Annotated in this window: 23 protein-coding genes and 1 pseudogene; 11 read left to right on the forward strand and 13 right to left on the reverse strand. The window is 53.7% G+C overall.

Going from position 1 to position 25,395, the window contains the following annotated elements:
* Positions 1–4: 4 nt before the first annotated feature.
* The 3 genes from HB631_RS05730 to gntU all read left to right on the forward strand — a co-directional run bounded on the left by HB631_RS05730 (position 5) and on the right by gntU (position 3,920).
* The gene (locus tag HB631_RS05730; RefSeq protein WP_213990201.1) at positions 5–307 is read left to right on the forward strand and encodes a chaperone modulator CbpM; all 303 of its coding nucleotides are present in this window, start codon (positions 5–7) and stop codon (positions 305–307) included.
* A gap of 618 nt (positions 308–925) precedes the next feature.
* Positions 926–1,780 carry a glycosyltransferase family 9 protein gene (locus HB631_RS05735; protein WP_213990202.1) on the forward strand — a complete coding sequence of 285 codons (855 nt, stop codon included), beginning with the start codon at positions 926–928 and terminating at the stop codon, positions 1,778–1,780.
* Between the two features lie 802 nt (positions 1,781–2,582).
* Positions 2,583–3,920 carry a gluconate transporter gene (gene gntU, locus HB631_RS05740; protein ID WP_213990539.1) on the forward strand — a complete coding sequence of 446 codons (1,338 nt, stop codon included), beginning with the start codon at positions 2,583–2,585 and terminating at the stop codon, positions 3,918–3,920.
* Between the two features lie 375 nt (positions 3,921–4,295).
* On the opposite strand, the gene HB631_RS05745 is transcribed toward gntU, so the two are convergent.
* Positions 4,296–4,871: an Ail/Lom family outer membrane beta-barrel protein gene (locus tag HB631_RS05745; protein WP_213990203.1), complete on the reverse strand. Its 576-nt coding sequence runs from the start codon at positions 4,869–4,871 to the stop codon at positions 4,296–4,298.
* A gap of 414 nt (positions 4,872–5,285) precedes the next feature.
* Between HB631_RS05745 and HB631_RS05750 the strand changes: the two genes are divergently transcribed.
* Positions 5,286–5,477: a hypothetical protein gene (locus HB631_RS05750; RefSeq protein WP_213990204.1), complete on the forward strand. Its 192-nt coding sequence runs from the start codon at positions 5,286–5,288 to the stop codon at positions 5,475–5,477.
* A gap of 186 nt (positions 5,478–5,663) precedes the next feature.
* A complete protein-coding gene (locus HB631_RS05755; protein WP_213990205.1) occupies positions 5,664–6,350 on the forward strand; it encodes a TetR/AcrR family transcriptional regulator in 687 nt (228 codons plus the stop codon).
* A gap of 184 nt (positions 6,351–6,534) precedes the next feature.
* On the opposite strand, the gene HB631_RS05760 is transcribed toward HB631_RS05755, so the two are convergent.
* The 4 genes from HB631_RS05760 to HB631_RS05775 all read right to left on the reverse strand — a co-directional run bounded on the left by HB631_RS05760 (position 6,535) and on the right by HB631_RS05775 (position 9,227).
* Positions 6,535–7,389: an anti-sigma factor gene (locus tag HB631_RS05760; RefSeq protein WP_213990206.1), complete on the reverse strand. Its 855-nt coding sequence runs from the start codon at positions 7,387–7,389 to the stop codon at positions 6,535–6,537.
* Positions 7,386–8,000, reverse strand: coding sequence for a sigma-70 family RNA polymerase sigma factor (locus tag HB631_RS05765; protein WP_213990207.1), 615 nt, complete (start codon positions 7,998–8,000; stop codon positions 7,386–7,388). The genes HB631_RS05760 and HB631_RS05765 overlap by 4 nt, the downstream gene beginning before the upstream one ends.
* Positions 8,001–8,026: 26 nt before the next feature.
* Positions 8,027–8,560 carry a tetratricopeptide repeat protein gene (locus tag HB631_RS05770; protein ID WP_213990540.1) on the reverse strand — a complete coding sequence of 178 codons (534 nt, stop codon included), beginning with the start codon at positions 8,558–8,560 and terminating at the stop codon, positions 8,027–8,029.
* Positions 8,561–8,657: 97 nt separating this feature from the next.
* Complete coding sequence (locus HB631_RS05775) at positions 8,658–9,227, reverse strand: cytochrome b (protein WP_255556836.1); 570 nt, start codon at positions 9,225–9,227, stop codon at positions 8,658–8,660.
* 208 nt (positions 9,228–9,435) lie between these two features.
* Here HB631_RS05775 and HB631_RS05780 point away from each other — a divergent pair, with 208 nt between their 5' ends.
* Positions 9,436–9,837: a hypothetical protein gene (locus HB631_RS05780; RefSeq protein ID WP_213990208.1), complete on the forward strand. Its 402-nt coding sequence runs from the start codon at positions 9,436–9,438 to the stop codon at positions 9,835–9,837.
* Here HB631_RS05780 and HB631_RS05785 read toward each other — a convergent pair.
* A complete protein-coding gene (locus HB631_RS05785; RefSeq protein WP_213990209.1) occupies positions 9,806–10,363 on the reverse strand; it encodes a MarR family winged helix-turn-helix transcriptional regulator in 558 nt (185 codons plus the stop codon). The two genes, HB631_RS05780 and HB631_RS05785, sit on opposite strands and share 32 nt — an antisense overlap.
* Before the next feature lie 75 nt (positions 10,364–10,438).
* On the opposite strand from HB631_RS05785, the gene HB631_RS05790 reads away from it, so the two are divergent.
* On the forward strand, positions 10,439–10,897 hold the full coding sequence (locus HB631_RS05790; protein WP_213990210.1) for a tautomerase family protein: 459 nt from the start codon (positions 10,439–10,441) through the stop codon (positions 10,895–10,897).
* 40 nt (positions 10,898–10,937) lie between these two features.
* On the opposite strand, the gene HB631_RS05795 is transcribed toward HB631_RS05790, so the two are convergent.
* From HB631_RS05795 to lsrR, 6 genes are all read right to left on the reverse strand, one after another.
* Positions 10,938–11,861 (reverse strand): ketopantoate reductase family protein, encoded by a 924-nt coding sequence (locus HB631_RS05795; protein WP_213990211.1) that lies wholly within the window; start codon positions 11,859–11,861, stop codon positions 10,938–10,940.
* A 273-nt stretch (positions 11,862–12,134) separates the two neighbouring features.
* Positions 12,135–12,482 carry a hypothetical protein gene (locus HB631_RS05800; RefSeq protein WP_213990212.1) on the reverse strand — a complete coding sequence of 116 codons (348 nt, stop codon included), beginning with the start codon at positions 12,480–12,482 and terminating at the stop codon, positions 12,135–12,137.
* Positions 12,483–12,680: 198 nt separating this feature from the next.
* Positions 12,681–13,355 (reverse strand): Ig-like domain-containing protein, encoded by a 675-nt coding sequence (locus HB631_RS05805; RefSeq protein ID WP_213990213.1) that lies wholly within the window; start codon positions 13,353–13,355, stop codon positions 12,681–12,683.
* Positions 13,356–13,610: 255 nt separating this feature from the next.
* Positions 13,611–15,029: an Ig-like domain-containing protein gene (locus HB631_RS05810; RefSeq protein ID WP_213990214.1), complete on the reverse strand. Its 1,419-nt coding sequence runs from the start codon at positions 15,027–15,029 to the stop codon at positions 13,611–13,613.
* Positions 15,030–15,751: 722 nt separating this feature from the next.
* Positions 15,752–17,353: an autoinducer-2 kinase gene (lsrK, locus tag HB631_RS05815; RefSeq protein ID WP_213990542.1), complete on the reverse strand. Its 1,602-nt coding sequence runs from the start codon at positions 17,351–17,353 to the stop codon at positions 15,752–15,754.
* 108 nt (positions 17,354–17,461) lie between these two features.
* Entirely contained in the window at positions 17,462–18,442 is a 981-nt protein-coding gene (lsrR, locus tag HB631_RS05820; protein WP_213990215.1) for a transcriptional regulator LsrR, read from the reverse strand.
* 302 nt (positions 18,443–18,744) lie between these two features.
* Between lsrR and HB631_RS05825 the strand changes: the two are divergent.
* From HB631_RS05825 to lsrG, 3 genes and pseudogenes are all read left to right on the forward strand, one after another.
* Positions 18,745–19,155: pseudogene (locus tag HB631_RS05825) on the forward strand (substrate-binding domain-containing protein); the annotation flags it as partial.
* 83 nt (positions 19,156–19,238) lie between these two features.
* Positions 19,239–20,117, forward strand: coding sequence for a 3-hydroxy-5-phosphonooxypentane-2,4-dione thiolase (lsrF, locus tag HB631_RS05830; RefSeq protein WP_213990217.1), 879 nt, complete (start codon positions 19,239–19,241; stop codon positions 20,115–20,117).
* Positions 20,118–20,127: 10 nt separating this feature from the next.
* Positions 20,128–20,421: a (4S)-4-hydroxy-5-phosphonooxypentane-2,3-dione isomerase gene (gene lsrG / locus HB631_RS05835; protein ID WP_213990218.1), complete on the forward strand. Its 294-nt coding sequence runs from the start codon at positions 20,128–20,130 to the stop codon at positions 20,419–20,421.
* A 323-nt stretch (positions 20,422–20,744) separates the two neighbouring features.
* On the opposite strand, the gene HB631_RS05840 is transcribed toward lsrG, so the two are convergent.
* Entirely contained in the window at positions 20,745–21,965 is a 1,221-nt protein-coding gene (locus tag HB631_RS05840; RefSeq protein ID WP_213990219.1) for an ROK family transcriptional regulator, read from the reverse strand.
* Positions 21,966–22,076: 111 nt separating this feature from the next.
* Between HB631_RS05840 and HB631_RS05845 the strand changes: the two genes are divergently transcribed.
* The gene (locus HB631_RS05845) at positions 22,077–25,394 is read left to right on the forward strand and encodes a DUF5107 domain-containing protein (RefSeq protein ID WP_213990220.1); all 3,318 of its coding nucleotides are present in this window, start codon (positions 22,077–22,079) and stop codon (positions 25,392–25,394) included.
* The last annotated feature ends 1 nt before the right edge of the window (position 25,395 follow it).

A 25,395-nucleotide genomic window follows, 5' to 3' on the forward strand; every position in this document is an offset into this window, starting at 1 on the left:
GGTCATGACCGACGTTAGGGTAACTCTGGAAATTACCGAGTTTTGTCAATATGCCAGTATTTCCCGGGACGAACTGTTTGAAGTGGTGGGGCTGGGCATTATTACGCCGCAAGATGACTCCGACGATAATTGGCGTTTCGAGCCCGCGGCCCTGCATGAGATCAAACGGGCGCAGCGTTTGCGACAGGAGCTGGAGCTTGACTGGCCCGGCATCGCGCTGGCGGTGGGCCTGCTGGATGAAATCAAGCGTCTGAAACAGGAAAACAGTCAGCTGCATCAGCGGCTGGATCGTTTTTTGCTCAAATAATCAAAAAAATAGTATAGTGCAGAATAGTGGCCGGCGGCGCGGGGTCAGGCAGAGTGTAGCCACGGCCCAGGCTGGCCCAGACATTGACTTCGGTTTTGACTTAGACCCCGGCTGGGCCGTTAGCGTGCGCTGAACGCCATGGCCGCTAAAACGCCGGGTTGGTGAGGTTATCGCGACCGGGCCGGCGGATATTTTCACTCTGATGCGCTTATCACATTCTGCCCCTGGCTGCTTCGTTTACGCTGCGGGTTCAGGTCGGCAAAAGTCTATTTTCAGCAGCAATGAACCCTTTATTAAGGTGGCTGTCATATCTCCAGCCAGGGGCATTGGCCGGTCGGCCCTCAGTGAGTCTTATTATTTAACGACAAGCCGAATCTAATATATAAGCGTAAGCGGAGACTTAGCATGAGAGCTCTGGTGGTTTGTCGGGATAATATCGGCGACACGTTGTTAACCACCCCGTTAATAAAAGCGTTGGCTAACGGGGGATACACAGTGGATGTAGTAGCCAATAGTTACAATGCAGCAATATTAACCGGTAATCCCGACATAAGGCGGGTTTATATTTATAAAAAAAGTCATCATCGAGCCCGGGGTGAGTCCCTTCTCAGAATTTTTTTGCACCGTTTGCATATTATCTGGAATATCAGGCGTATTCATTATGATATCGCCATTATCGCCAAGAGCCGGTGGGACAAACGCTTTCTCAAATGGTGCATCATGTCAGGTGCGCCGAAGGTCATCGCACTGGGCGTCGACCCCCATCCGGCCATAACCGAATTGGTGCCGCTGCCCGCCCCGCATACCGAGCATCTGGTACAGCTTTTCCATCGTATGCTGGCTCCTTTGGGCATCCAGGCCGTCGCCGGCCCGCTTCACCTGTTCGCCGACCCGACCAAAGTCGCCACCCTGGCTCAACAATACGGCGTTGATAACCGATTGCCGATCCTGGGCTTGCAGATCAGTGCCCGCCGGGTTTTACAGCGCTGGCCGGAAGCCAACTTCATCGCTTTGGCGCAGATGGTGGCCGCCATGGGACCCTGCCAGATTATCCTGCTGTGGTCCCCCGGGGCCGCGGACAATCCCACTCACCCCGGCGACGATACCATGGCCGCGCGTATTGTCGCGGCCTGTAATCTGCCGTGCCTGATACCTATCCCTACCCGAACGCTTGAAGAGCTCATCGGCGCCATGGAGCTCTGCGGGCGGGTGGTGACCAGCGATGGCGGCGCCATGCATATTGCCGCGGGGCTGGGTAAAAGTATCGTCGCCCTGTTCGGCGATAGCGACCCGGTATGCTGGGCGCCCTGGCAGGTGCCCTATATCCTGCTGGCGGCCCCGGATCACAATGTGGTGAATATTGCGCCCCTTGAGGTGTTTCAAGCGCTGCAGCATTTGGAGCATGATGGTGAATCCGCTCCCCTTCCCATTTCTATTTCCACCTCCTGCTCTGCTGTGGCCAATCATGGTTGACGGCGAAACCTAAGGCTTTTAAGAAATCCGCTATAAATAGTGACTATTTTATGTGCTCTCGGCGCCGGGGACTCATTGAATTGAGCTGCCGGCGTGGCGGCTCATTTTGATGTTTGTTTTTCAACCTTGGTTGGCACTTTTGCCAATGACCGACGTGACGGAAATATCCCGCAAATAGTTAGTCTGGTAATTAATTAATAATATTAATATTGCGTGGTTTTTATCGCCTATGCCGGAGGCCGATATCATGGAAAACTGATTCTCACCCACATAATTATTACAATATAATTAATTTAATATAAAATAGATAAAGCTCACTTATTTAATTCAGTTTATTTACTGACGATTAACTTAATCACAACCTCTATATTCTTCTTTTATAGCATTTTCCCTTCGTCCCCCAGAGACGGGTTCTCTTCCCTTACGCCATTCCCACCACCCAATGCTGAAAAAATACTGTCGGTTGGTGATTATACCGGAACGAACTCTTTACAAAAAAAGTGTGAGATAAAGCTAATTTTTCGAGGTGCATCACAAATTTTGTGTGATGTATATCTAATTTCTTGCGTTTTAGCCGGACCGGCTGGAGTATTGTTACCGGTAACATATCTGTTTGCCGGTTGAGATCCAAACTCGCCTGGTACAGGTCAATTGAACGATAACGGAACAAGGCGTACGACGTTTTATTCCAGTGGAGTGAACAGGTGTTTGAACCAAGCATAAAAAAACATAATGTCCCGGCGTTGAAATTCCCGCGGACTCCAGCTAACGGGCGTGTTAACGCCGGACGGGATAACGCATGATGAGTACCTTGACTCTGGTTATCACCGCTATCGGCTCGGTGCTGATATTACTTTTCCTGGTGATGAAAGCGCGTATGCACGCTTTTGTCGCTTTGCTGCTGGTGTCCGTCGGCACCGGTATTTTCTCCGGTATGCCGCTGGAGAAAATCGCCGATACCATGCAGGCGGGCATGGGAGGTACTTTGGGCTTTCTGGCCATTGTCGTCGCGCTGGGATCGATGTTTGGTAAAGTCCTGCATGAAACCGGCGCGCTGGATCAAATTGCCACCAAGATGATCAAGAGCTTTGGTGAACGGCGGGCGTTCCTGGCCCTCGGCATCGTCGGGCTTATTTGTGCGTTGCCGCTGTTTTTTGAGGTGGCGGTCATGCTGTTGATTGGCGTGGTGTTTGCCGTTGCCCGCCGTACCGGCGACAATTTGGTGAAGCTGCTGGTGCCGTTATTTGCCGGTGTGGCTGCCGCGGCGGCGTTTTTATTGCCCGGGCCGACGCCGATGCTGCTGGCGTCGCAGATGCATGCGGATTATGGCTGGATGATTGCCATCGGCCTGGCGGCGGCCATACCCGGTATGCTGGTGGCCGGGCCGCTGTTCGGCAGCATTATCAGCCGGTATGTGACCATTCCAATGCCGGAAGACATTGCCGCGCCGGCATTAAAAACCGACGCCTTGCCCTCCTTTGGCTTCAGCGTATCGCTGGTGTTATTCCCGCTGATCCTGGTGGGATTAAAAACCATCGGGGTGCGTTTTGTCGCCCAAGGGTCGACGCTTTACCGCTGGATGGAATTGGTGGGTCATCCGTTTATCGCCATTTTGCTGGCTTGCCTGGTGGCTATCTACGGCCTGGCGTACCGGCAGGGCATGAGTAAAGATAAGGTGATGGGGATCTGCTCCGCGGCGCTGCAACCGGCGGGGATTATTCTGCTGGTGACCGGCGCCGGCGGGGTCTTTAAACAGGTGCTGGTGGATTCCGGCGTGGGCCCGGCGTTGGGTAATGCCCTGATCGGCACCGGCTTGCCTATCGCCGTGGCCTGCTTTGTGCTGGCGGCGGCCATCCGTATCATTCAAGGATCGGCTACCGTAGCTTGTTTAACCACCGTTGGCCTGGTGATGCCGGTTATCACCGGTCTTGGCCTGAACGGCGCGCAGCTGGCCGCACTGTCGGTGTGTATCGGCGGCGGTTCTATTGTTTGCAGCCATGTTAACGACGCGGGATTTTGGCTGTTCGGCAAGCTGACCGGCGCCACGGAACTGCAAACCCTGAAAACCTGGACCCTGATGGAAACCATTCTCGGCACCACCGGCGCGCTGGTGGGCATGGTTGCCTATACGTTGTTTTAGGTTCGACCCATCAGCACGGTCTCCTTTAACAGGCTTGTTGCACGTTCGGTGTAAGCGGGCTTACCGTGCTGTGGGGCGCTCGAGGCTGGCGGAAGAACCACGCCCGCTTCGACCCCATCAACACGGTCTCACTTTAACAGGCTTGTTGCACGTACGGTGTAAGCGGGCCTACCCTGCTGTGGGGCGCTCGGGCGGGCGGAAAAACCACGCCCGCTTCGACCCGGCCTCAGCAAACACGGTCTCCCTTTAACAGTTTTGTTGCACGTACGGTGTAAACTGGCTTTTCCGCTGTTATAGGCGAGATCCGCATTCAGGCCGGCCATGGCCGACCTGAATGCGGATTAATCGATAACGAGGGAGCACTATAGGGATCAATCAGAACCGATAACCGACGCCGATGTTAAAGCCGTTGATGGAATATCTGTCCCCGCCGCTGTTTTTCGCACTTGAGCCTTCATAGCCGATATCCACGGAGATATCATGGCGCGGGTTAATTTGGATACCGGTGCCATACATGAATCCTACATTTCTTTCTTTGCTACTATCCTGATCCCTTTTGACATTATTAGGATGTTTTACAGACCAGGTATTATCAGAGTATCTATTAAAATTAGCGCCAATTAAGCCATAAAGACTGATAAATTCATTAAAGCGATAGGCCGGACCCGCCGACAGGCTTAGATATTTATCTTTTGATTTTTTAAAAACACTATACCTTCCATGGCGTTCTTCTTCGGTACTGCTTGCACCCATATAGGTCAATGAAGAAATGATGCTGACAGGGCTATCCCATTCAAAGCGATACTTTGCATTTACTCCTTTAAGGGTAGGGCCATCTTCAATCTTACTCTGTGCGTAACCCATTGAAACCGTATGGTTACTGTCGGCTACAGCGTTTACGGTTGTTCCCAGGGTGGCGCAGGCTATCAGCGCTAAACAAAGCTTTTTCATTATTTCATCCTTATTTGAAAATATCCACATTACTTATTATGTAGTAGGGTTATAGTTTTTTGCGCTCCGCGGAATTATCATGGTTCAACGATAAGATAAAAGCGGTAACAACGTGTCTCGATGTCAGATAATAATGAGTAATGTCGAAAAAAGCTCGTGAAAAAATTGAACTAAAGGGGGTTGATGTACCTCAAATGCGGTTTGTTTAACGATGGGCGAGACTATCCATAATTAATCATATTTGGTTATATTCATTATATTATAGAATAATAGTATGTCTAAAACTACCTAAGGAGTCTTTCGTCCCTTCAGCGTCGGGCAATATTTTGTCGCCGGGAGCTATACCTCTATATTAAAAACCAGGTCTCCGCTGGCAATATCGTGCGTGCGATAGAACGGTCACGTTGGAGCCGGATGAACCCTTCCCGTGCGTTTATGGCGTTGTTGCAACCGCCGGCCGCGTCATCCGGACCTTATGCGCCGTTCCCGCGCGTTTACGGTGTCGTGTCGGCCCTCTCCAAATTGATGCCTCCGGCACTTAGGGTGATGATGCCGGCCCGTATGCTGTTCGTTAACCAGTGGCATAAGGTCATTAATCTCAACTAAAACAAAGCGTCCGCGATCCGGCGGGGAGTCGCGGTTTTTTTTGTCAAAGCCGGGGATGCGAGCGCGGGTTATCAATGTTGAAAACAATGCTTACATTATTCGGAAAACTCTCTCGACAGCGGTAACAAGTTTTTTTATAGTGGACGTTAATTATTATCTGCCACTCCACCGAATACGAGGATAGTTATGAGCACAGAGCAAATAGCGGCATGTCTGAAGAAGGGTCGCGGGCGTCCGAAACAGTTTGACCGTGATACCGCTCTGGATAAGGCGCTGGAGATGTTCTGGCGTCATGGCTATGAAGCTACCTCTATGTCCGATTTGGTGGAGGCCACCGGGGCCAAGGCGCCGACCCTGTATGCCGAGTTCGGTAATAAAGAAGGGTTGTTCCGGGCGGCGGTGGAGCGTTATGTCATCAAATTCGCCGAGAAGGGCAAAGCGCTGCTCTCCCGTCCGGATTGTACCGTCGCCGAGGCGGTGGAAAACTTTTTCCGCGCGGCCGCCTCGATGTTTACTGATAAGAGCCTGCCGTCGGGCTGTTTTATCATTTGTACCTCGGCTGCGCTGTCCGCATCGTCCGAAGAAGTGGCGCAGATGTTGAAATGCCGCCATCATTTACAGGAAAATACCCTGAAGGATTTCCTGTACGCCCGTCAGGCGCAGGGGGATTTATCCGCCAATGTGCCGGTGCCGGCGCTGGCAAAATATCTGGCCGGCACCCTGCAAGGCATGTCGGTACAGGCGCGCGATGGCGCCACGCAGGAGGATCTGGATCTTATCGTCTCCACGCTGATGGCGGTATGGCCGCATCTGGTGACGCTGAGCGCCGACCGCTTACAGCCGGTGCCGGTGGCGGTGGCCGAAGAAGTTTGAACCGGGCAACTCATGCCTACCCGCTGTTTTTAACGATGCCCATGGGCGGTTATTTATTAAACCGTTCCATGGACTGAATCGCGTCGTTGTTCCTGTGCCAATCCTTCACCAATATGCTTCATACGCCGGCAGGCTTTTTTACGGGATGCCGGCAGCGCATCGCCGCATTGCCGGTTTTAAGGCGTTATGATACCGCCATCAGTTTTTTGGCCAGTGCGTTCAGATCGGTGGCCGGGTTATGGCCAATCAGCATATAACGGTGGCCGCCCCGGGTCCAATACACCACGTTCATCCCGCGCAGTACTTCGCTTTCCGGATCCTCTTCCCGGCCGCCATTGCCGACGCGGGTAATGCACAACGCCAGCGGCCCGTGCCTTTCGTCCAGATAGGCAATTTGCGCTATGGGCTGACTGTCGTAACTCAATAACCGGGCGAATTTCAGCTCGGCACCCGGTAAGCTGAGCCGGCCGGGATCCAGGGTAAGGCCCAGTTTGGCGCCTACGGTGTTTAACTGCCGTTGCCGCAGGTCCGGCGATGTCGCCGTATCAGCGAAAGTCTCGTCGGTATACAGCGACATATATTCCGCCACCAGATCCCGCCAGTTATCCTGACGCCCCGCGGGTGCGAACAGCCCGAAAGACAACCGCCCGCCGAGGGAACCCACCGCCAGGCCGGCTAACGTCGCCGCAATAATATTTCTGCGGCTGATGCCGCGCCCGGCGTCCGACGGCTTTGCCTGTGTCAATTTGCCCGAAACACCAGAGCTAGCCGGTCTGTCCACGCCGCTCGGGTTGTCTGCGCTCGCCAGACCATCCAGGCGAGCCTGCAACCGCGCTGCCGGCGCCTGTTGCAGCATACCGGCGTAAGCCGCGCTAAAGGGCAGGCTGGCCCGGTCCAGCAACGCCAGCCGTTCGGCGAGCTGCGGATAGTCGCTTAGCTGTTGTTCAACCTGCCGGCGCCGGTCGGCATCCAATTCATTATCCAGATAAGCCACCAACAGTTCATCGGTTAGGGTGGGGGCTGAGGGATGTTGCGTCATATCCTGTCTCCCTCCACCTGTGGGTTGGCTGATGAAATGTCGGCATATTTTGCCAGCGTCAGCCTGGCGGCGGCCAGCCGGCTCATAATGGTTCCGATGGGCACGGACAGGGTTTGCGCCGCTTCCTGATAGGTAAACCCTTCCACATAGACCAAAAAGACCGCATTCCGCTGCGCCTCCGGCAATTGGTTGACGCGGGCCATGATTTGGTTCGCCCAGACAGTGGATTCCGAGTCTCCCTGATCGTTTTCCGCCATCGCCTCGTCTATATCGACAAATCCTTGTCCCTGACGAATCTGCCGCGAACGGATCTCGTTGATCCAGATGGAATGCAGAATCGAGAAAAGCCAGCGGTCCAGCGCGGTGCCGACGGTGAATTGACCGGCACGCTCCAGCGCCCTCACACAGGTGGACTGCACCAAATCATCGGCTATATCCGGTTTGCGGGACAACACCATGCCGTAGCGCCATAGGCGCGTCAAATAGTGCCCCAACTCGCCGCGGATATCATGGGTATCGATGATAGCAATCTCCTGCCCTGATTCAGTGTCTCGGCAGATTATAGGAATAGCTTTTTCCAGAATACAAGGACCGGTTAATGTAGATGCCATAACGTCATGTTTATTCCCCGGACCCGTCAGGATTCGGGATGGCCTTTAATGGCTTCGGACAAATCGCGGTAAGCTTCACAACCGGTGCCGCACAGAGTTTTTATGGTGGCCAGTTGCGCTTTGGCTAAATCGGGCCTGCCCTTGATCATCCAGGCTTCCCCCAGGTATTCCCGGACCAGGGCATAATGAGGATCGAGGGCGATCGCCCGTTGGTAATAACCAATGCCTTCGTCGGTACGGCCGAGTTTGCGGGTGGCGTAGCCACGATAGTTCCAGGCCTGGGCGGTATTGGGCTGTTTTAACGTATCCAGTACCGCCAGAGCCTCCTGATAACGCTTGGCTTTCGCCAGAGTATAGGCGTAGCGGGTGCGGTCGGCGTCGGAGATCATGCCGCCTTTATCCACCATGCAGGATTTGGTGCGCGAATCGTAAATCTGTCCTTTGGGGCAGGTGGGGGTGGTGGACGAATTATCCCCCATGGCATGGCTCAGGCCGGATATCAGCAGCAGGGCGCCGCCAATCAGCAGCCGGGATTGTTTGAATGCGGCATTGGGCGTCATCGGAGTAAACATGGTGGCGATTCCTCTTATGGTAGGGTGGGGCTGATGAATCAGGAAAATTTGCCGGCGCAAGCCCGTGGCCGGCAAGCGGACGGCGTTATTTAGTCGGCGGTATCATTCTTCGCAGCGTGTCGTCACGCAATACGTAGTGGTGAAACAAGGCCGCGCAGGCATGCAGGCCGGCCAGAATAATGATGGTCCAGGCGGTATAGAAATGCAGCATGCCGAAGGTATGGCGCAGCATGGGATCAATGCTGAATATGTCCGGCACGGTAAAGAAGCCGAAAAACATAAAAGGCTCGCCCTGCGCCCAGCGAAAAAGAAAGCCCAGGGTGATCTGTGCGATTAATAACAGATATAATGCCCAGTGGGTTAATTTGGCGACACGGTGCATGAACAGTGATGAAGAGGCGGCGGGTAATTTTTTCCCGGCGGTGGCGCGCCAAATAAGGCGAATAATAATAATTGCCGCTAACGTGATACCGAAAGAAATATGCAGTGATTGTAATGTCTTTCGCCAAAACGTCCCGCGTTCAAGCTGTTCCCAAATCTGTGAGCTGGCAAAAAGAAAAATGACTATCAGCGCCGTTACCCAATGCAGGGTTAACGTTAATTTATCATAAAAGGGTTTTTCGGTATTCATTGGAGCGATGGAATCCACTGACATACTATCATCCTATTCATTTGGTTTGCATACTGAGTAAACACGCCATTGAGGGATTTTATTCGATGTTTTTGTAAAAATAATTAAACTGATATAAATCATATAATTGGAATATATTTTTGTCATTTTCCATTTGCCGGGTTGAATTCAGCCGAAAAAAACACCAACCTTATCAGGTCCGGGGAGAGCCAATATCCACCGGTAAAGTTTCTTGCATATTTATTTTCCTGCTGCCCTGTCCATTATTTTTTGCACCGCAATGAGTGCCTATGACAGGGTCGACACCCTATTCAAAGGGATGGCCGCCATGATGATTGCACGACCGGTTTTACTCGAGGTGAAGCATAGAGCAGAAGAAAAAGACGCTGATGGCGAGGCAACCCTTGAACAAATAGCCTTGTCATTGCAAAGAATAGAGACGTCGCTGGCTTCAAGGAGGCAAGAATTGAAATTATTGGAATCTATTAATTCTTCGCTACATTCCTTTACAATAAATATGATATTTGGAATTTTTTTTCTATTGGCTTTCGGAACGCTGGCGCTTTATTTCTTTAGCGATCAGCTCTTCTCGATAATGCAGGTCATGCGCGATTTACCCCTGGTGACGCGATAAAGGTCTCCGCAAACTCCGGCGATGAGATTTCCGCCAGGATAGATATTAATTCCGTGGTTTGGCCAACGGGAATAATGGCCTCAAAACGCCGTTGCGCCTCTCGCCAGAGGGGTTGCGACGCCGCCAGTTTTTCCCGCCCCGCCGGGGTAAGCCTCACCCGGCGGCTGCGTTTATCTTTCAGGGCAACCCTCACCTGGACCAGTCCGTCGCGCTCCAGCGGTTTGAGGTTATGGTTTAACGCCGAACGGTCCAATACCAGTATATCCGCCAAATCCCCCATGGTCAGTTCGCCGGCGTCGTGGATATGGCGAAGTATCGAGCGTTGGGTTGAGCGCAGGCCGCAGGGTGCCAGCGCCGCGTCATAAAGCTGCGATAAACGGCGTGTCGCCTTGCGCAGGGCGGTGGCATGGCAGGGATGTAACACCTTGCCGCCCGCATTGGTTTCCCCGGGGGACGTTTGAAGAGCGCCATCGCCTAGTGTTGCCATGGGATGTTTTTCCGAGGGAGGTTTTTTGGTGGACGGCATTTTTTACTCCAGCATTGAGATCCGGTCGGGAGTATATTGGCATATGCCAGTAAATTAGTCCATGAGGAGTGATATATGCCGACTTATGTGTGTTCGATTCCAAAACAATTATTATCAGCAGGGCAAAAGGCTCTGATGGCGCAAAGCATCACCCGCGCACATCATGAGGCCACCGGCGCGCCGGCCTATTTTGTGCAGGTGGTGATTGAAGAACGTGAAAATAGCACCCTATTTCTCGGCGGCGAACCGCAGGGGGATCATCTGTGGATCCGGGGCGACATTCGCGCAGGACGTAGCGCAGAGCAGCGGGCCGGATTAATGCAGTCCATATTGCGGGACGTTGCCCGTATCGCCGGCGTCGACCCCAGCCGCATCTGGATTTATCTCTGCAATCTCGAGGCGGGAGATATGATTGAATACGGCCATGTATTGCCGCTGCCCGGTGAGGAGCAACACTGGTTCGACGAATTACCGGCGGCACTTCAGCAACAGCTGTTGGCGCTGGGGGTGAAAAAGGACGGTTTTACCCTTTAGGGGGTTCAGACGCCCGGCGCCGCCGGGCGACGCCGAGTCCTCAAATGTTGTCCCGTGCGGCCCGGTAAACGGACAAGTTGACAGAGGTCGCTCTCAGCAGCGGGACGGACAATCCCCCACGGCCGGCAATGCTTACCAAATCGCCTATCACCTGATCCGCTTCTATTTCATACCCCTGCATCAGGTCGCGATACATGGATGAGGTCTGCACCGACTCTTTTTGCGTCAACAGGCCGATAGTCTGCTGTAGATACTCCTCCCGCCGGATATAACCCACCGAAACCAATACCGCCAACACTTCGTCTATTACCGCACGGGCGAATTCGTCGCCCCCCGGCGCCGAGGCCACCTGGCCGATATTGCCGCGCATCAGGCAGGTAATGGCCCCAAGGCTTGCCAGCAGCAGCCATTTTTCCCACATTTCGCTGATAATGTTCAGCGAGAGCCGGGCATTAAAGCCGGCGTTTTGAAATAAGCGATCCAACCGGGTGATGCGCTCAGAGGCCGAGCCGTCCAGTTCACCATAGGTCATCTCATGCAGCGGGCTGAGCTGGACGATTCTTCCTCTCTCGTCAAGCGTGCCGGCTATTTTGCACAGGCCGCCGATAACAACGTTTTTACCGAAACGTTCCGTCAGCACTTCCAGATGCTTCATGCCGTTGAGGATGGGCATAATCAAGGTGTTTTCACCCACCGCCGGCGCAAGGGCTTCCAATACCGATCCCAGGGCGAAGGCTTTTACCGCAATTAAAATGACATCATAGGGTCGGGTGATTTCCCCGGCTTCCACGATCTGCGGTTGCAACTTCAGCAGACCTGACGGGGTGATAATTTCCATGCCTTCGGAACGCAGCGCCGCGGCGCGTTTTCCCCGTACCAAAAATGTCACGTCCCGTCCCGCCAACGCCAGCCGGCCGCCAAAATAACCGCCGGTGGCCCCTGCCCCTACAACCAGCATACGCATGATGTTATCCTTCTCGTTTGTCGCAAATAAGTGAAACAGCATGGGGTTAGGATAGGGGCATATGCCAGTATGTGTCCAGTGCTTCTCATTGGCGATTCAGCTTGTCGACATTCAAAATAGGGCGGGTGATGACCTCGGCAAACGTTTCGCCAAGGTCATTGCAACATGGGTCCAGGGCAAGAGCATCAGTTGAAAGGAGAAATTCTTAGCCGGTGGCGATAATATTTATAGATATGGAGTTATAGAGCCGGTCGGGGCTACCCCATGCCACGCTTAATGAGTATTGACGACATCATCGTCAGCTTCAAGCGTTATTGAAATAAATACTTTTGCCGGAAGCGAACGGGTTTCACGTCCGCTGGGCTCGACAACGGTATAATACGCCGTATTATTCCCCAAATGAGAGAAGACATCCGCTACAAGAAAAATTACCGGTTGTCCATCTTCCTCTGAAATGAAGCGTTCGTATATACGGGCATTAAATTGAAGCCTGATCAAATCGCCCTCTGAGAAACTGCTATTGACAGGAATCTCCACGATGATCCCATTGGCCTCGGCAATCTGTGCGGTGGTTATCCTCCCCCTTATAGCTTGGGGGAAAATGGGAGGACTGAGGACCATATAAACTCCTTGGTGTTATAAAATTTGAGTGGGCCAGCCAGCTCTTGCTTTAAGTTATGGCATGTAAAGGTAATGTGGCCATTATATAAATTCGAACTGATGCCGGCTATAAAAGACAGTCCGGCAAAAATATACAGCTTATGCAATACTTAAAAGAGTATAATCCTGCCGGGCTGGTTATCTTTTGCTTATTCCCATTCAACGACAAACTGACTGATTGAAAGCCTGGAATTCAATTTGTGTAGAGATACTTATCGTGGGATCCGATGCCAGACTGGCGGTCACGGTCATAGGGCCGGCCACTGTGCTGGTAATTGGGATATAAGCTGCGCCCGAGGCATCAGTGGTGATAATAGAAGGATACTGGGCCGGGCCGCTAACCGAAATTTGTAATAGTTCTCCGGCCACGGGTATCAACATCGGGTTATATAATGTGGCTTTAACAAGATTTTCCGAAACGCCGTCGGCCGTCGCGCCATTATTAATGATCGTGATTGCGAGGAAGTTATTCACCCGCGCGCTTTGAACAATATTAAAATCGACTCTCGGAGATGCCGCCTGATTGCCGGACTCATCAATTGCTGCATAAAATGTAAAATACGGCCCCACCGTCACTAAGCTAGGGGGTATTAAAAAGGTTCTGGGCAAGCCCGGGAGTGTTTGTATAATAAAACTGACTACAGGATATTCTACATCAGATAAAAATACATGGATAATGTCATTAATAGCTTGGTCAGGATAGGGGGGGACTTGTATGTAAAGACCGCCGGCAAGATCTATTTGAATAGTGTGTATCACGCCATTAAAAACCTGCGGAACCAGCGGAGGGGCCAAGCCGGCTAGAGGCTGAGTACATGGATATGCTGATGGCATATAATCTCCTTAACTTCATATTTGCTATGATTAATTAAAAATTTTTTCATTTTATGTAATTTCGCTTGAAGTGTGCTTTCAAGAGTTTATAGTTATATTAACTGCTAAAAAATACTAGGCAATATTGTTATTTACGTGAGAAGTTGCCAAAAATAACATCTTTATAATAATGTTATCAAATTACTCTTTTACTATAAACCCTTGGGTATTGTGTGCCAACCATTGGCACACAATACCCATAGTTGCAACTAAATCCTAAACCCAGTAGTCAGTGGGTTCATAAGCAATCTCCGGCGTGACGTTTCCAGCTGGATTGGGCGATTCCGCATTATCTGAATGTTCTAACAACACATTTCCTTGTTTGCCGAGTATCGCGGGTATGGAGAATGTGCTATCAGTTGGCCCATGGTCAACTACAGTCACTAGGGTATATCCTGAATTTGCAGCATTGTAATAGGGTGCATATCGGGAATAAAAGTCGGCGCCAGAACCGGTTTTAAGCGGTTTTAGATATGAGAAACCATCGCCAAGGAATAAAAAGTCCGTTGGCCGACCTGATGCGCAAATAGTACCCGCCCCTGAATATATATGAGCATAATTTACGCCACAATCCCAAATAAAATTATACGTCCGGCTGAGTGATACTTCATACACATGTCCTTGTTGAAAATATATCGGCCCAAATAATGTACTCACTGGAACATACTCTCCTACCCATACTTCATACGGAGGGAAAGTAATGGGGTAGCTGGGAATGAAATTTATGTCTAAATTTGTTTGAACGGTATAGTCAGATTGAAGAGAAATAATGACGTTCATCGACCCAGGGTTAGTAGTGGAAATATATATACTGGCCTCACCCATTTCATTGGTGATGACGGCATTGGGATAGTTGGCGGCGCCACCGACGTAAACCTGCAACGACCGACCGCCAATTCCTGCCTGCGTTAGGCTATTCACCAGTTTTGCCACCACCAGATTATAGCCTTGGCCGTTCGCGGGCTGGTTATTAACCACAACCGTGGCGGACAGACTATAAGTGATAGGCGCTTCAACGAAACTCAACACTTCAGAATTGGTCACCGTATTGTCGCTGCTCAGTGTGGCAACAATTAAAACATTTTCGTTAATGCTACTAGTGATAAATAAATTAAAGAGGCCAGCGTTACTTGTCTGGCCGTAGGGAGCGCTAAGATTAACGCCGCCGGAATCGTAGTGCGCAAAAGTAATAAACTTATCTGATACCGACTGACCCGTCAAGCTGCTAAGAATGTAGATAATTTGGTTTTGGTCATGCCCATCCGCATTGGCGCCATTCCTAATGATTTGTGCAGACAAAACATAGTCACTTACGGAAGCGCTTTGAACGACAGTGAACGGTAACGGATCGGATGAAGTTGTATTTCCCACTCTATCTGTGGCTGTATATTGCATAATATTGTTACCTAACATAGCGGAGTTGCCGGGGATAAGAAATTGTTGAGGTAAAACATCCACCTCTGTAATTCTATAATCAACGACTAAGACACTATTGAAATATATACTGATGATGTCATCCACTCTCAAATTTCCGTACGAAGGGATATAGACCTTGATGCCGCTATCCGCTGATATTCTTGCCGTGGTAATGGTTTCATTTATAAGCTGAGGTAAAATTGGTGGTTGAAGTGCCATAAAATTCCTCCAGTGACTATAGTGATTTGCTGAATTGGCCTCTTCGACGAAATTTGGTTTAAATTATAACTTCCCCTATACATTAAAGTAGGTTGGCGGTGCTTTTTTCTAGTCTATGACGTGCTGAAATAGCTAGACTATAGGTATCGCTCATTCGCTAAAGTGATGTTGCCATGCCGGACTGGGAATATTTTACCTGTCTCAATCTTTTTATCGGCAAGCCAATTGGCAGAAAATTCGTCACTCCACCAGTAACGGGTCATCTATCACAGAATCTAATGTCAGTATGACGGTAATGTTCAGGAGACAGGCACTAACACTGGCAATGGAAATAATCTCATTAGCGCGAGTATTTTGGTGATAAGTTCGCTGCAAATGAGTGTTAAGGTCATAAAATCTCCTTATTTTCTTGATTTAAGAAGCTTTCTGTTTTATGTAATATCGCTTAGAGTGTGCTTTCAAGAGTTTATGTTTATATTACCTGCTAAAAAACATTAGGCAATGTTGTTATTTACGTGAGCGGTTGCCAAAAATAACATAGAAATATTTTGCTAAGGGGACAGGCGGTTTTAGTCGGGATCTATTTATAAATAAGCAGACATATCGGCTCGACGGTTTTATCGTGGTCGCCTGCTGTGAATAGGTGTCCGCGTCTTCGTTTGACATGCCGGTACCGCGGCCGGATTGGGTGCCGCCTCATTGCGAGCGTTAAGCGATACCGATCACAGGCCTGGCGCTTTCCACATCGAGGTGGTCAAACCTTCATCCACCAGTCCCAGCTGATCGGCGTATACCGCCTGCCAGCTGGCTTTCATTTGGCGATAGAGCTGGTGATTTTCCGCATTCGGCTGATACTCCCGCTGCCAGCGCACCAGGCGTTCGCCGGTTTCCGCCAGGGAAGGATAAATACCGGCGCCGACACCGGCGGCGATGGCGCAGCCCAGGGCGGTGGCTTCTTTCACTTCCGGGACCTTCACCGTCAGGCCGGTGACATCGCTCAGGATCTGACACCATAATTTGCCTTTGGATCCGCCGCCGGCAAACACTACCGACGGGGGCTGGACGCCGGAGAAAAGGGCAATCTGTTCCAGGTTGCAGGCGGAGACGATGGCGGCGTTTTCCTCAAGGGCGCGAAACAAGGTTTGTTTATTGCAGCGCTCCGGATCAATGGAGAGATTGATAAAAGAGGGGGCGGCGTGATACCAGGTCTTAAAACGCATGGCATCGGAGAAGATCGGCATGACGCCGTAAGAGCCGGCCGGTACGCGGGCGGCCATGTCCTCCAGAAGGCTGTAGGCATCCACACCCATCCGCTCGGCAATGAGCTTCTCTTCGCCGCAAAAGGCGTCGCGAAACCAGCGCATGGTCAGGCCGGTGAAAAAGCTGATGGATTCCGCTTGCACCATGCCCGGGATCACATGGGGATTCACGCGGATGTTCATCTCCGGATCGGTTATGGCGGCGGGTAAATTCACCACCTGCTGCCAAAAAGTACCCCCCAGCACCGCCGTTTGTCCCGGCCGGACAATGCCCAGCCCCAGACTGCCGAGCTGGACGTCGCCGCCCCCCATAACGACCGGTGTGCCGGCCGCCAGCCCGCAGGCATGAGCCGCTGCCAGGGTCACCGCGCCCAGCACGGTGCCGGTTTCCCGAACCGGGGACAATAAATCGGCCCGCAGACCGGCCATATCCAGCAGGCTGCGCTGCCAGTCCCGGCTTGCCAGACTGAGCATGCCGGTGGTGCCGGCATTGGAGGGATCCACCGCCAGCTCACCGCTGAGCATATAGGCCAGCCAGTCGCTGATCATGGTGAGCGTCGTCGCCCGGCGATAGACATCCGGCCGGTGGTGCGCCAGCCATAATAGGCGCGGCATGGCGCTGAGGGCCAGGGTTTGTCCCGAGCATTGATAGACTTCCCGTTCAAAACCGTTATCGTGCAGCTCTTTCAGTTCACTGACTTCCCGGCTGGCGCGGGCATCGACATTGGCGCAGGCCCAGATGGGCTTACCCTGGCGATCGTAGAGCACGATGCCCTCGCGCATTGAACAGGCGGCCACGGCGTGAATTTGCCGGGGGTCAATGGCGGCGGCGGTTAAGGCCCGCTGGATGCAGTTGCATACCAGTTGCCAGTTTTTTTCCAGATCGAATGCCATGGAGCCGGGGATGTGCGGATCCGCCAGATGCTGCCATTCAGCCTGGCCGACCGCCAGCTGGCTGCCCGCGGTATCAAAAATCACCGCACGGAAACTGCCGGTGCCGGCATCCAGCGCCATAAGATAGCCGGAGTCAGCGGCGGGTGGAGCAGGGGTACAGAGTGTTGTCATTGTCATTATCTCTGTGTCAGCGGCGCCGAAGCGCGCGGTGGAATCAGAACCGATGGCCCGTCATAACCGGTATGATTTCACCCGGCGGCACCGGTAATCCCGGTTGAGTTAAAGCAAAGCCAGCATGGCCCGTACGGTGCTTTCCTCGGTAATTAATGCATTAATATGTTTGCCCGCCAGGGCCGCCAGGATCGCTTCGGCTTTTTCCGCGCCGCCCGCCACCCCTATTACCTGCGGAATATTCGTTAAATCCGGTAATGACACGCCGATAAGCTCCTGGTGAATCGGCATGGATTCAGCCAGTTCACCGTTGCGCTGCAGGAAATAACCGAGGATGTCTCCCACCGCGCCTTTGCGGCCGAACAGCTGCTGTTCCCCTTCGCTGATATAGCCGGAACGCAAAATGGTGGCGTCGCGTTTTTGGTTCAGCGCACCGATGCCCACCACCGCGATATCGGCGGCGCAGGCGGTCAGCATGACGTCATGTACGCTGGGCTCCCGGCGGAATATGGCGGCGACCTCGGCGGAGGAAGCGCGCAGCGGCGCCGGAATAATGCTGACGCTGCAGGCGGCGTCCAGCTGGCCGATGCCGGTCATATAAGGGCCGACGCCGCCGGACAGCGTCACCAGCCGTACCTGCTGCGAGCTGATAAAACCGCTCAAATGCTGGAGGGTGCTCATGGCGGTCTCGCCAAAACCCACCGCCAGCAGCTGCTGAGGCTGTAAATGGGTCATGATAACCTGGGCCGCGCCCACGCCGATGCGCCGGTTGATCTCCCGCTGCGGCAATGCCGGCAGTACCCGCACATGCTGTAGATTGAACCGCTCCAGCAGCAGATTTTCCAGTTCCAGGCAGCCTTCGTAACGGGAGTTGATCTGCACGCGGATCACTCCTGATTGGCGGCCCTTCTCCAGCAGGCGCGACACTTTAAGCCGCGTCAGACCAAGCTGATCGCCGATTTCTCCCTGGGTCAAGCCATCGTGGTAATAGAACCAGGCAATGCGCGCCAACAATTCCGGTTCAGCCATGCCGTTGTCCGCTGGGTTGAAATTTTCGAGCCCCTTCATTTCACGACTATTTTTATTCATAGAGAACACTTATTAAAATTATATTCAATTGTTCAGTTTACGTGGAAAGTGAACTGTGACCGGCCCTGCAAAAACGTGATGACCTTATTTCCCCATACGACAATGATTATGTACATGAATGAAATGTGATCAATTTAGCGTTTTTATTATATCACCCCGGCTAGGATTATGAACAATTTTGAATTTTAAATTCATTTGTTCATTTTGGTCATGGGGGATATGACGCAACCACTGCCGCTAGCCGCCGGCTGCGCCTGCGGTTGTCTTTATAAACAACTTTCCATGGCCGATGGAGAATTAACATGGCTACCAAAATCCGGCGCAAGGTGATATTCGCGGCGGCGCTCGGTCTGGCGTCAGCCTGCCTTGCCGGGGCCTTGGCCGCAGAAAGCATTGTGTTAAATCCAAAGCTGGCGGCGGTGGGTCTTTTCACCAGCGGCGGCAACGGCGCCTTTGCGGCCGGGGACGAGCCGGAGGCGACCGTCGCCTATGAAGGCCCCACCGAACCGGGCGTCTCCGGCCAGGTCCGGTTAAACACACATTTTGCCAGCCAGGGTTATAACGACATCATCGTGTCGGCGGTGTCGCCGGACGGTCTTTGCTCGGCGTTGAAACGCGCCATGCAGCGCGGCGTAAAGGTGCTTACCTGGGATTCCGGCTCCAAACCGGAATGCCGTTCAATTTATGTCAACCAGGGCACGCCGTCCCAACTGGATCCGCTGTCGCAGCGGGCGTCGTTCGACAAAAACAATATAGGTAAATACGACTTTTAATCGGTACTTGGGAGGCTGTTATCATGGCTGATTTAGATGATATCAAAGACGGTAAAGACTTCGGCATCGGCGTGGCGCAACGGGTTGCGCCGTTTTTCCTCAAAGGGAGCGGGGCGCTGGATTGGGGGATGCAGTCGCGGCTGGCGCGGATTTTCAACCCTGAATCCGGCCATACGGTGATGCTGGCATTCGATCATGGGTACTTCCAGGGTCCGACTACCGGGCTTGAGCGGATCGATCTGCATATCGCGCCGCTGTTCGCCCATACCGATGTGTTGATGTGCACGCGGGGTATTTTACGCAGCGTGGTTTCGCCGGCGGTGAACAAGCCGGTGGTGCTGCGCGCTTCCGGCGCCAACTCTATCCTCGGCGAGCTGTCCAACGAGGCGGTGGCGGTGTGTATCGAGGACGCGCTGCGATTGAACGTGGCGGCTATGGCGGCCCAGGTCTATATCGGCAGCGAATACGAGCATCAGTCCATAAAAAATATCATCCAGCTGGTGGATCAGGGTACCCGCTACGGCATGCCAACCATGGCGGTGACCGGGGTGGGTAAGGACATGGCGCGGGATCAGCGCTATTTCTCCCTGGCGACGCGCATCGCCGCAGAGATTGGGGCGCAAATCATCAAAACCTACTATACCGATACCGGTTTTGAGCGGGTGGCGGCGGGCTGTCCGGTACCTATTGTTATCGCCGGCGGTAAAAAACTGCCGGAGCGGGATGCGCTGGAGATGTGTTATCGCGCCATCGACCAGGGCGCCTCCGGGGTGGACATGGGGCGCAATATTTTTCAGTCCGCCGCGCCGGTGGCTATGCTGAAAGCGGTGCGGGCGGTGGTCCATCGGGGTGAAAACGCCGAACGGGCCTATCAACTGTTTTTAAGCGAACAACATTCGTGAGAGGGTGAAGATGCATGTGACGCTGGTGGAAATCAATGTCAAACCGGATCGGGTGGAGGAGTTTCTGGCGGTGTTCCGGCAGAACCATCTGGGTTCCATACGGGAACCGGGCAATCTGCGGTTTGACGTGCTGCGGGACGAACAGTTGCCGCACCGTTTTTACATCTATGAAGCCTATCGAGATGAGCTGGCGGTGGCGGCGCACAAAAAGACCCCGCACTATTTACGCTGCGTGGAGCTGCTGGAGCCGTTGATGACCGGACCGCGTAAGAAAACCACGTTTATCGGGCTGTTGCCGGAGTGAGGTGAGTAAGCGCTGACTGGGGTGGCGGCAAAAAGATACTGACCGCGCCCGTTGTCGGCGCGGTCTCCCTTTAACAGGTTCGTTGCACGATCGGTGCTGGCGGGCCTACCGTGCCATGTGGCGCTCGGTCGGGCGGGAAAACCACGCCCGATTCGACCCCATTGGCGCGGTCTCCCTTTAACAGGTTCGTTGCATGATCGGTGCTGGCGGGCCTACCGTGCCATGTGGCGCTCGGTCGGGCGGGAAAACCACGCCCGATTCGACCCCATTGGCGCGGTCTCCCTTTAACAGGCTCGTTGCACGATTGGTGCTGGCGGACCTGCTTATTTCGCCGCTGCCTCTGCTTTTTGAAACAGGCCGTTTTTCAAAATATCTTCTGCATACAGAAAGCCGATGCCCATCACCTGCTGCTGTCGGGTCAGGCTGCCCACGACGATTTGCGTAGCGTTCTCCCGCGTAGTGTTGCCGCCATCGAAGGGATTGTAGTGGGTCTGTTCATGGATAATGTTCAGCCAGTCGGCGCCGAACTTGCAGCTGCGGCCGTAAAGATAAATATGATTGATATTCAGCACATTCAGAAAATTATACAGGCTAAGGCCGACGGCCCGCGCCGCATTATTCACCATCAGGCGTACCTCGGGGTTGCCGCCGTGGAATTCACGGATTAACCAGGCGGTGTCGATGGGGGTCTGTTCCAGGTTGCTGTCAGGGGTCATTTTCAACTGCATGCGAGCGCGTTTTTTCAGCGACGAAAGCGACGCGATGGTTTCCAGGCAGCCGTAGCGTCCGCAGGGGCAGGCCGTCCCATCGGGATCGATAATCGTATGGCCGATCTGGCCGCTGCCGAACAGATTACCGCGATAAATCTCCCTATCGATAACAAATGACGAACCGATGCCGTAATCGAGATTGATAACGCAAAAATCATTGGCGCTGGCGGGATTTTGCCACTTCTCCGCCAGGGCCAGCATGACGCAGTCATTGTCCAGCAGCAGCCGGGTGCCCAGCTTTTCTTCCAGGAGATAACGCAGCTCAATAGGTTCGTGCCATACCGCCTGGGGCATTCTCTCCGAAACGCCGGTGCGGGGATTGACCTGGCCGTGTACCGACAGCGCGATACGCAGTGGGGTCTGGGGATCGTATTGCCGGTCATGGTGGTACTGACGTTCAATCTCCTGCTGCAGCTGTTGCGGTGTCATGATCTGTGTTTTGAGGCGTTGCAGGGGCTGCAGCGGGCGTACCAGTCCGTCCGTCAGCACGCTTTCAATCAGAAACGGCGAAATATTCAGGCACAGGATATTTCCGCGAGCCGCTATCTGATAGCTGCCGCCGTTATTGCCCCGGGTATGTAAATTCACCGTTGAACGGTTCAGGTAGCCCTCCGCTAACAGCTCGTCGAGGATATTGCTCACCGCCGGGATGCTCAACTGGCTCAGGCGCGCCAAGGTGGATTTACTGGCGGTTTTCTCCCGGTATAAATGGCTGATTATCACCGACTTGTTATGGCTGCGCATGAATTGATTGTTAATACCGAATAGGCTCATTCACTAAACTCACTTAACTGTAATGCGTGAAGCTTCACGAATATAGGCTAGATATTGTTCTTTATACTGCCCCTACTGAAATTTTTAATCAAAAGATTGAGTGAGGCGGATATGGCAGGTGCAGTGAGGGTGTGGCAGGAAAGCGTCTCGATTCCCACCTACCGGACCGGTGAACAGGATACCCATCCGATGTTTCTGGAGCATCGGGTTTACCAAGGGTCTTCCGGCGCGGTGTATCCCTATGGCGTGATTGATACCCTGACCGGGGAGAAATCGCCGCGGGAGTATCAGGCGCTTTGGCTGGAAAATGATTACCTGCGGGTCATGCTGCTGCCTGAGCTTGGGGGGCGTATCCAGCGGGCCTATGACAAAATCAGGCAGCGTGATTTTATTTATCACAACGAGGTGATCAAACCGGCGCTGGTGGGGCTGCTCGGACCCTGGATTTCCGGCGGCATCGAGTTCAACTGGCCGCAGCATCACCGGCCCACCACCTACATGCCGGTGGATTTCCGGCTGCAAACCGGTGAAGACGGCGCCTGTACGATTTGGCTGGGAGAAATCGAACCCATGCGCGGGCTGCAGGTGATGACCGGTTTTACCCTGTATCCGGACCGGGCGTTGATTGAAATCAGCGCGAGAATTTTCAACGGCAACGATACGCCGCGGCCGTTTTTGTGGTGGGCCAATCCGGCGGTAAAAGGAGGTGACGATCATCAAAGCGTCTTTCCCCCGGATGTGACGGCGGTATTCGACCACGGCAAACGGGATGTTTCCACCTTCCCCATTGCCACCGGCACCTACTATAAAGTGGACTATTCCGCCGGGGTGGATATTTCCCGCTATAAGAATATCCCGGTGCCCACTTCTTATATGGCCTACAAGTCGGATTACGATTTTGTCGGCGCCTACAGTCATAACGAGCAGGGGGGATTACTGCATATCGCCGATCATCACGTCTCCCCCGGCAAGAAACAGTGGACTTGGGGCAACTGCGAGTTCGGCCGCGCCTGGGATCGCAACCTCACCGACGCCAACGGGCCTTATATCGAATTGATGACCGGCGTGTACACCGATAATCAGCCTGACTTCACCTGGCTGGACGCGGGGGAAGAAAAACGCTTTGTGCAGAATTTCTTGCCCTATAACACTTTGGGCATGGTGCAAAACGCCAGTACCGACGCCGCCCTGAAGCTGGAACGCACCGCTACCGGGCTGACCTGGGGGGTGTATGCGGTGACGACACTGCATGAGTATCGCCTGGTTATTCGCGTCGAAGGACAGTCTGGGCCGCTGTTTGAGACCGCCGTTAATCTCACTCCCGCCCAGGCGGTTCAGCAGGATTTTGCCGGGGATTTTCCCGGTCGACTGTCCATCGAACTGCTGGATAATCAGGGCAATATGGTGCTCGATTATCTGGAACATCACGTCACGGACGCGCCATTACCGTCTCCCGCCGTGCCTCCGCGTCCCGCCGCCGATATCAACAGCGCCGACGAAGCCTGGTTCATCGGTCAGCATCTTGATCAATACAACCATGCCGGCCAGGGGGCGGACGATTATTATCAGCGCGGCCTGGCGCTGGATGCCGGCGATTACCGCTGCAATCTGGCGCTGGCGGTGAAAGAATACAACCGCGCCGAATACCGGCGGGCTATTGACTATGCCGATACGGCGCTGGCGCGCGGACACCGGCTGAATAAAAATCCCCGTGACGGCGGCGCCAGCCTGATCCGCGCCTGCGCCCATGAGCGTTTGGAGCAATGGGAGGACGCCTATGAAGATTTTTATCGTGCCACCTGGAGCGGCAACGGCAAGGAGGGCGGTTTTTTCGGCCTGGGACGTATCGCCGCCCGGCGGCGTTTGTGGCGGCAAGCGCTGGCCTTCGCCGATCAGGGCTTACTGAGCAACGGCGCTCACTACGGCCTGCTGGCGCTGCGGGCGGCGATGCTTCAGCGCAGCGGCCGCCTGGCGGACAGTCTGGCTTATATAGACATGCAATTACAGACCTACCCGCTGCACTATGTCCTGTTCGCCTTGCGCTACCTGTTTGATAACCGGCCGGAATTCCTGGATGAACTGCGGCGGGTCACCGGCGGCCGGGGCATGAACGCCCTGGCTATCGCCAACACCCTGTTGTCGTTCGGCCTTCGGCAGGAGGCCCTGACGGTGCTTGAGCTGCTGGACAGCCAGGAAACCCTGCCGGTTTATTTACGCGCCGTACTGCTGAAAGACAGCGTTCCCCAAGCACAATATCTGGCGTTGCTCGGGCGGGCACGGGATAACTTCAGCCGATGGGTGCGCTTTCCCAATCAACTGGCGGAAGCGGCCATGCTGGAACAGGTGCCGGAGTGTTATTTCGCCCATTACCTGTTGGGCTGTTTCCATTACAGCAAACGCAGCTATGAGCGGGCGGTTGCCTGCTGGCAGCGCTGCCTGGAGCTACAACCCTCTTTTGCCGGCGCCTGGCGCGATCTGGCGGTGTTTTATTTCAACAAGCGGCGTGACCTGGCTCAGGCCGAGCGCTGTTTCCAGCAGGCCTTTACCTTGGCGCCCACGGATGCGCGACTGTTGTTTGAATGGGATCACCTGCGCAAGCTCTGCGGCGTCCAACCGGCTGAGCGGCTGACTTTACTGTCGGCTCATTTGTCGGTGGCGCTTAAACGGGACGATCTGATTGCCGAACTGCTGGGTTTATACAATCAGCTGGGGCAACCGGAAAAAGCGCAAGAGCTGCTGCGTACCCACGCTTTCCACCCCTGGGAAGGGGGCGAGGGCAAAGTGACCGCCCAGTATGTGATAACGCAACTGCGCCAAGCGCATGCCCTGCTGGCGGACGGGCGGACGCAGGCCGCCATGGAGAGCCTGGATGCGGCGCTGCATTATCCGCCGAACCTCGGGGAAGGCCGCCTGGTGGGGCAAACCGACAATGACATTTCTTTTTGGCAGGGGGTGTGCGCAGCCCGTTCAGCGCAAAATCAACAGGCCCGTGAGTATTTTCAGCGCGCGGCGCGGGGCAACAGCGATATCAATGAAAGCCGTTATTACAACGATCAGCCGGTGGACTATCTGTTCTACCAGGGTGCGGCATTGATGCGGCTGGGGCAACAGCCGCAGGCACGGGAAATTTTCACCCGGATGCTGGACTGGTCGACGAAGGCCATAAACCGGCCGGTGGGCACGGATTTCTTTGCGGTATCTCTCCCCGACCTGGTGGTGCTGGACAGCGATCCGCAGCAAAACCATGAGCAACATTGCCTATTTGTCAGCGCCCTGGCTTATCTGGGGCTGGAAGACGGCGTCCGCTGGCAACAGCAATGCGCCGCCTTGCTGGCACGTAATCCCAACCATGATAAAGCGCAGATATTCTCGGTGTTGGCGGCGATGCTGGCCAAAGAGATGCAGGACTGCTCCCCACAAAACCAATAGG

Origin of the sequence: Sodalis sp. dw_96 (genome assembly GCF_018449575.1) — a bacterium.
Lineage (GTDB): Bacteria > Pseudomonadota > Gammaproteobacteria > Enterobacterales > Enterobacteriaceae > Acerihabitans.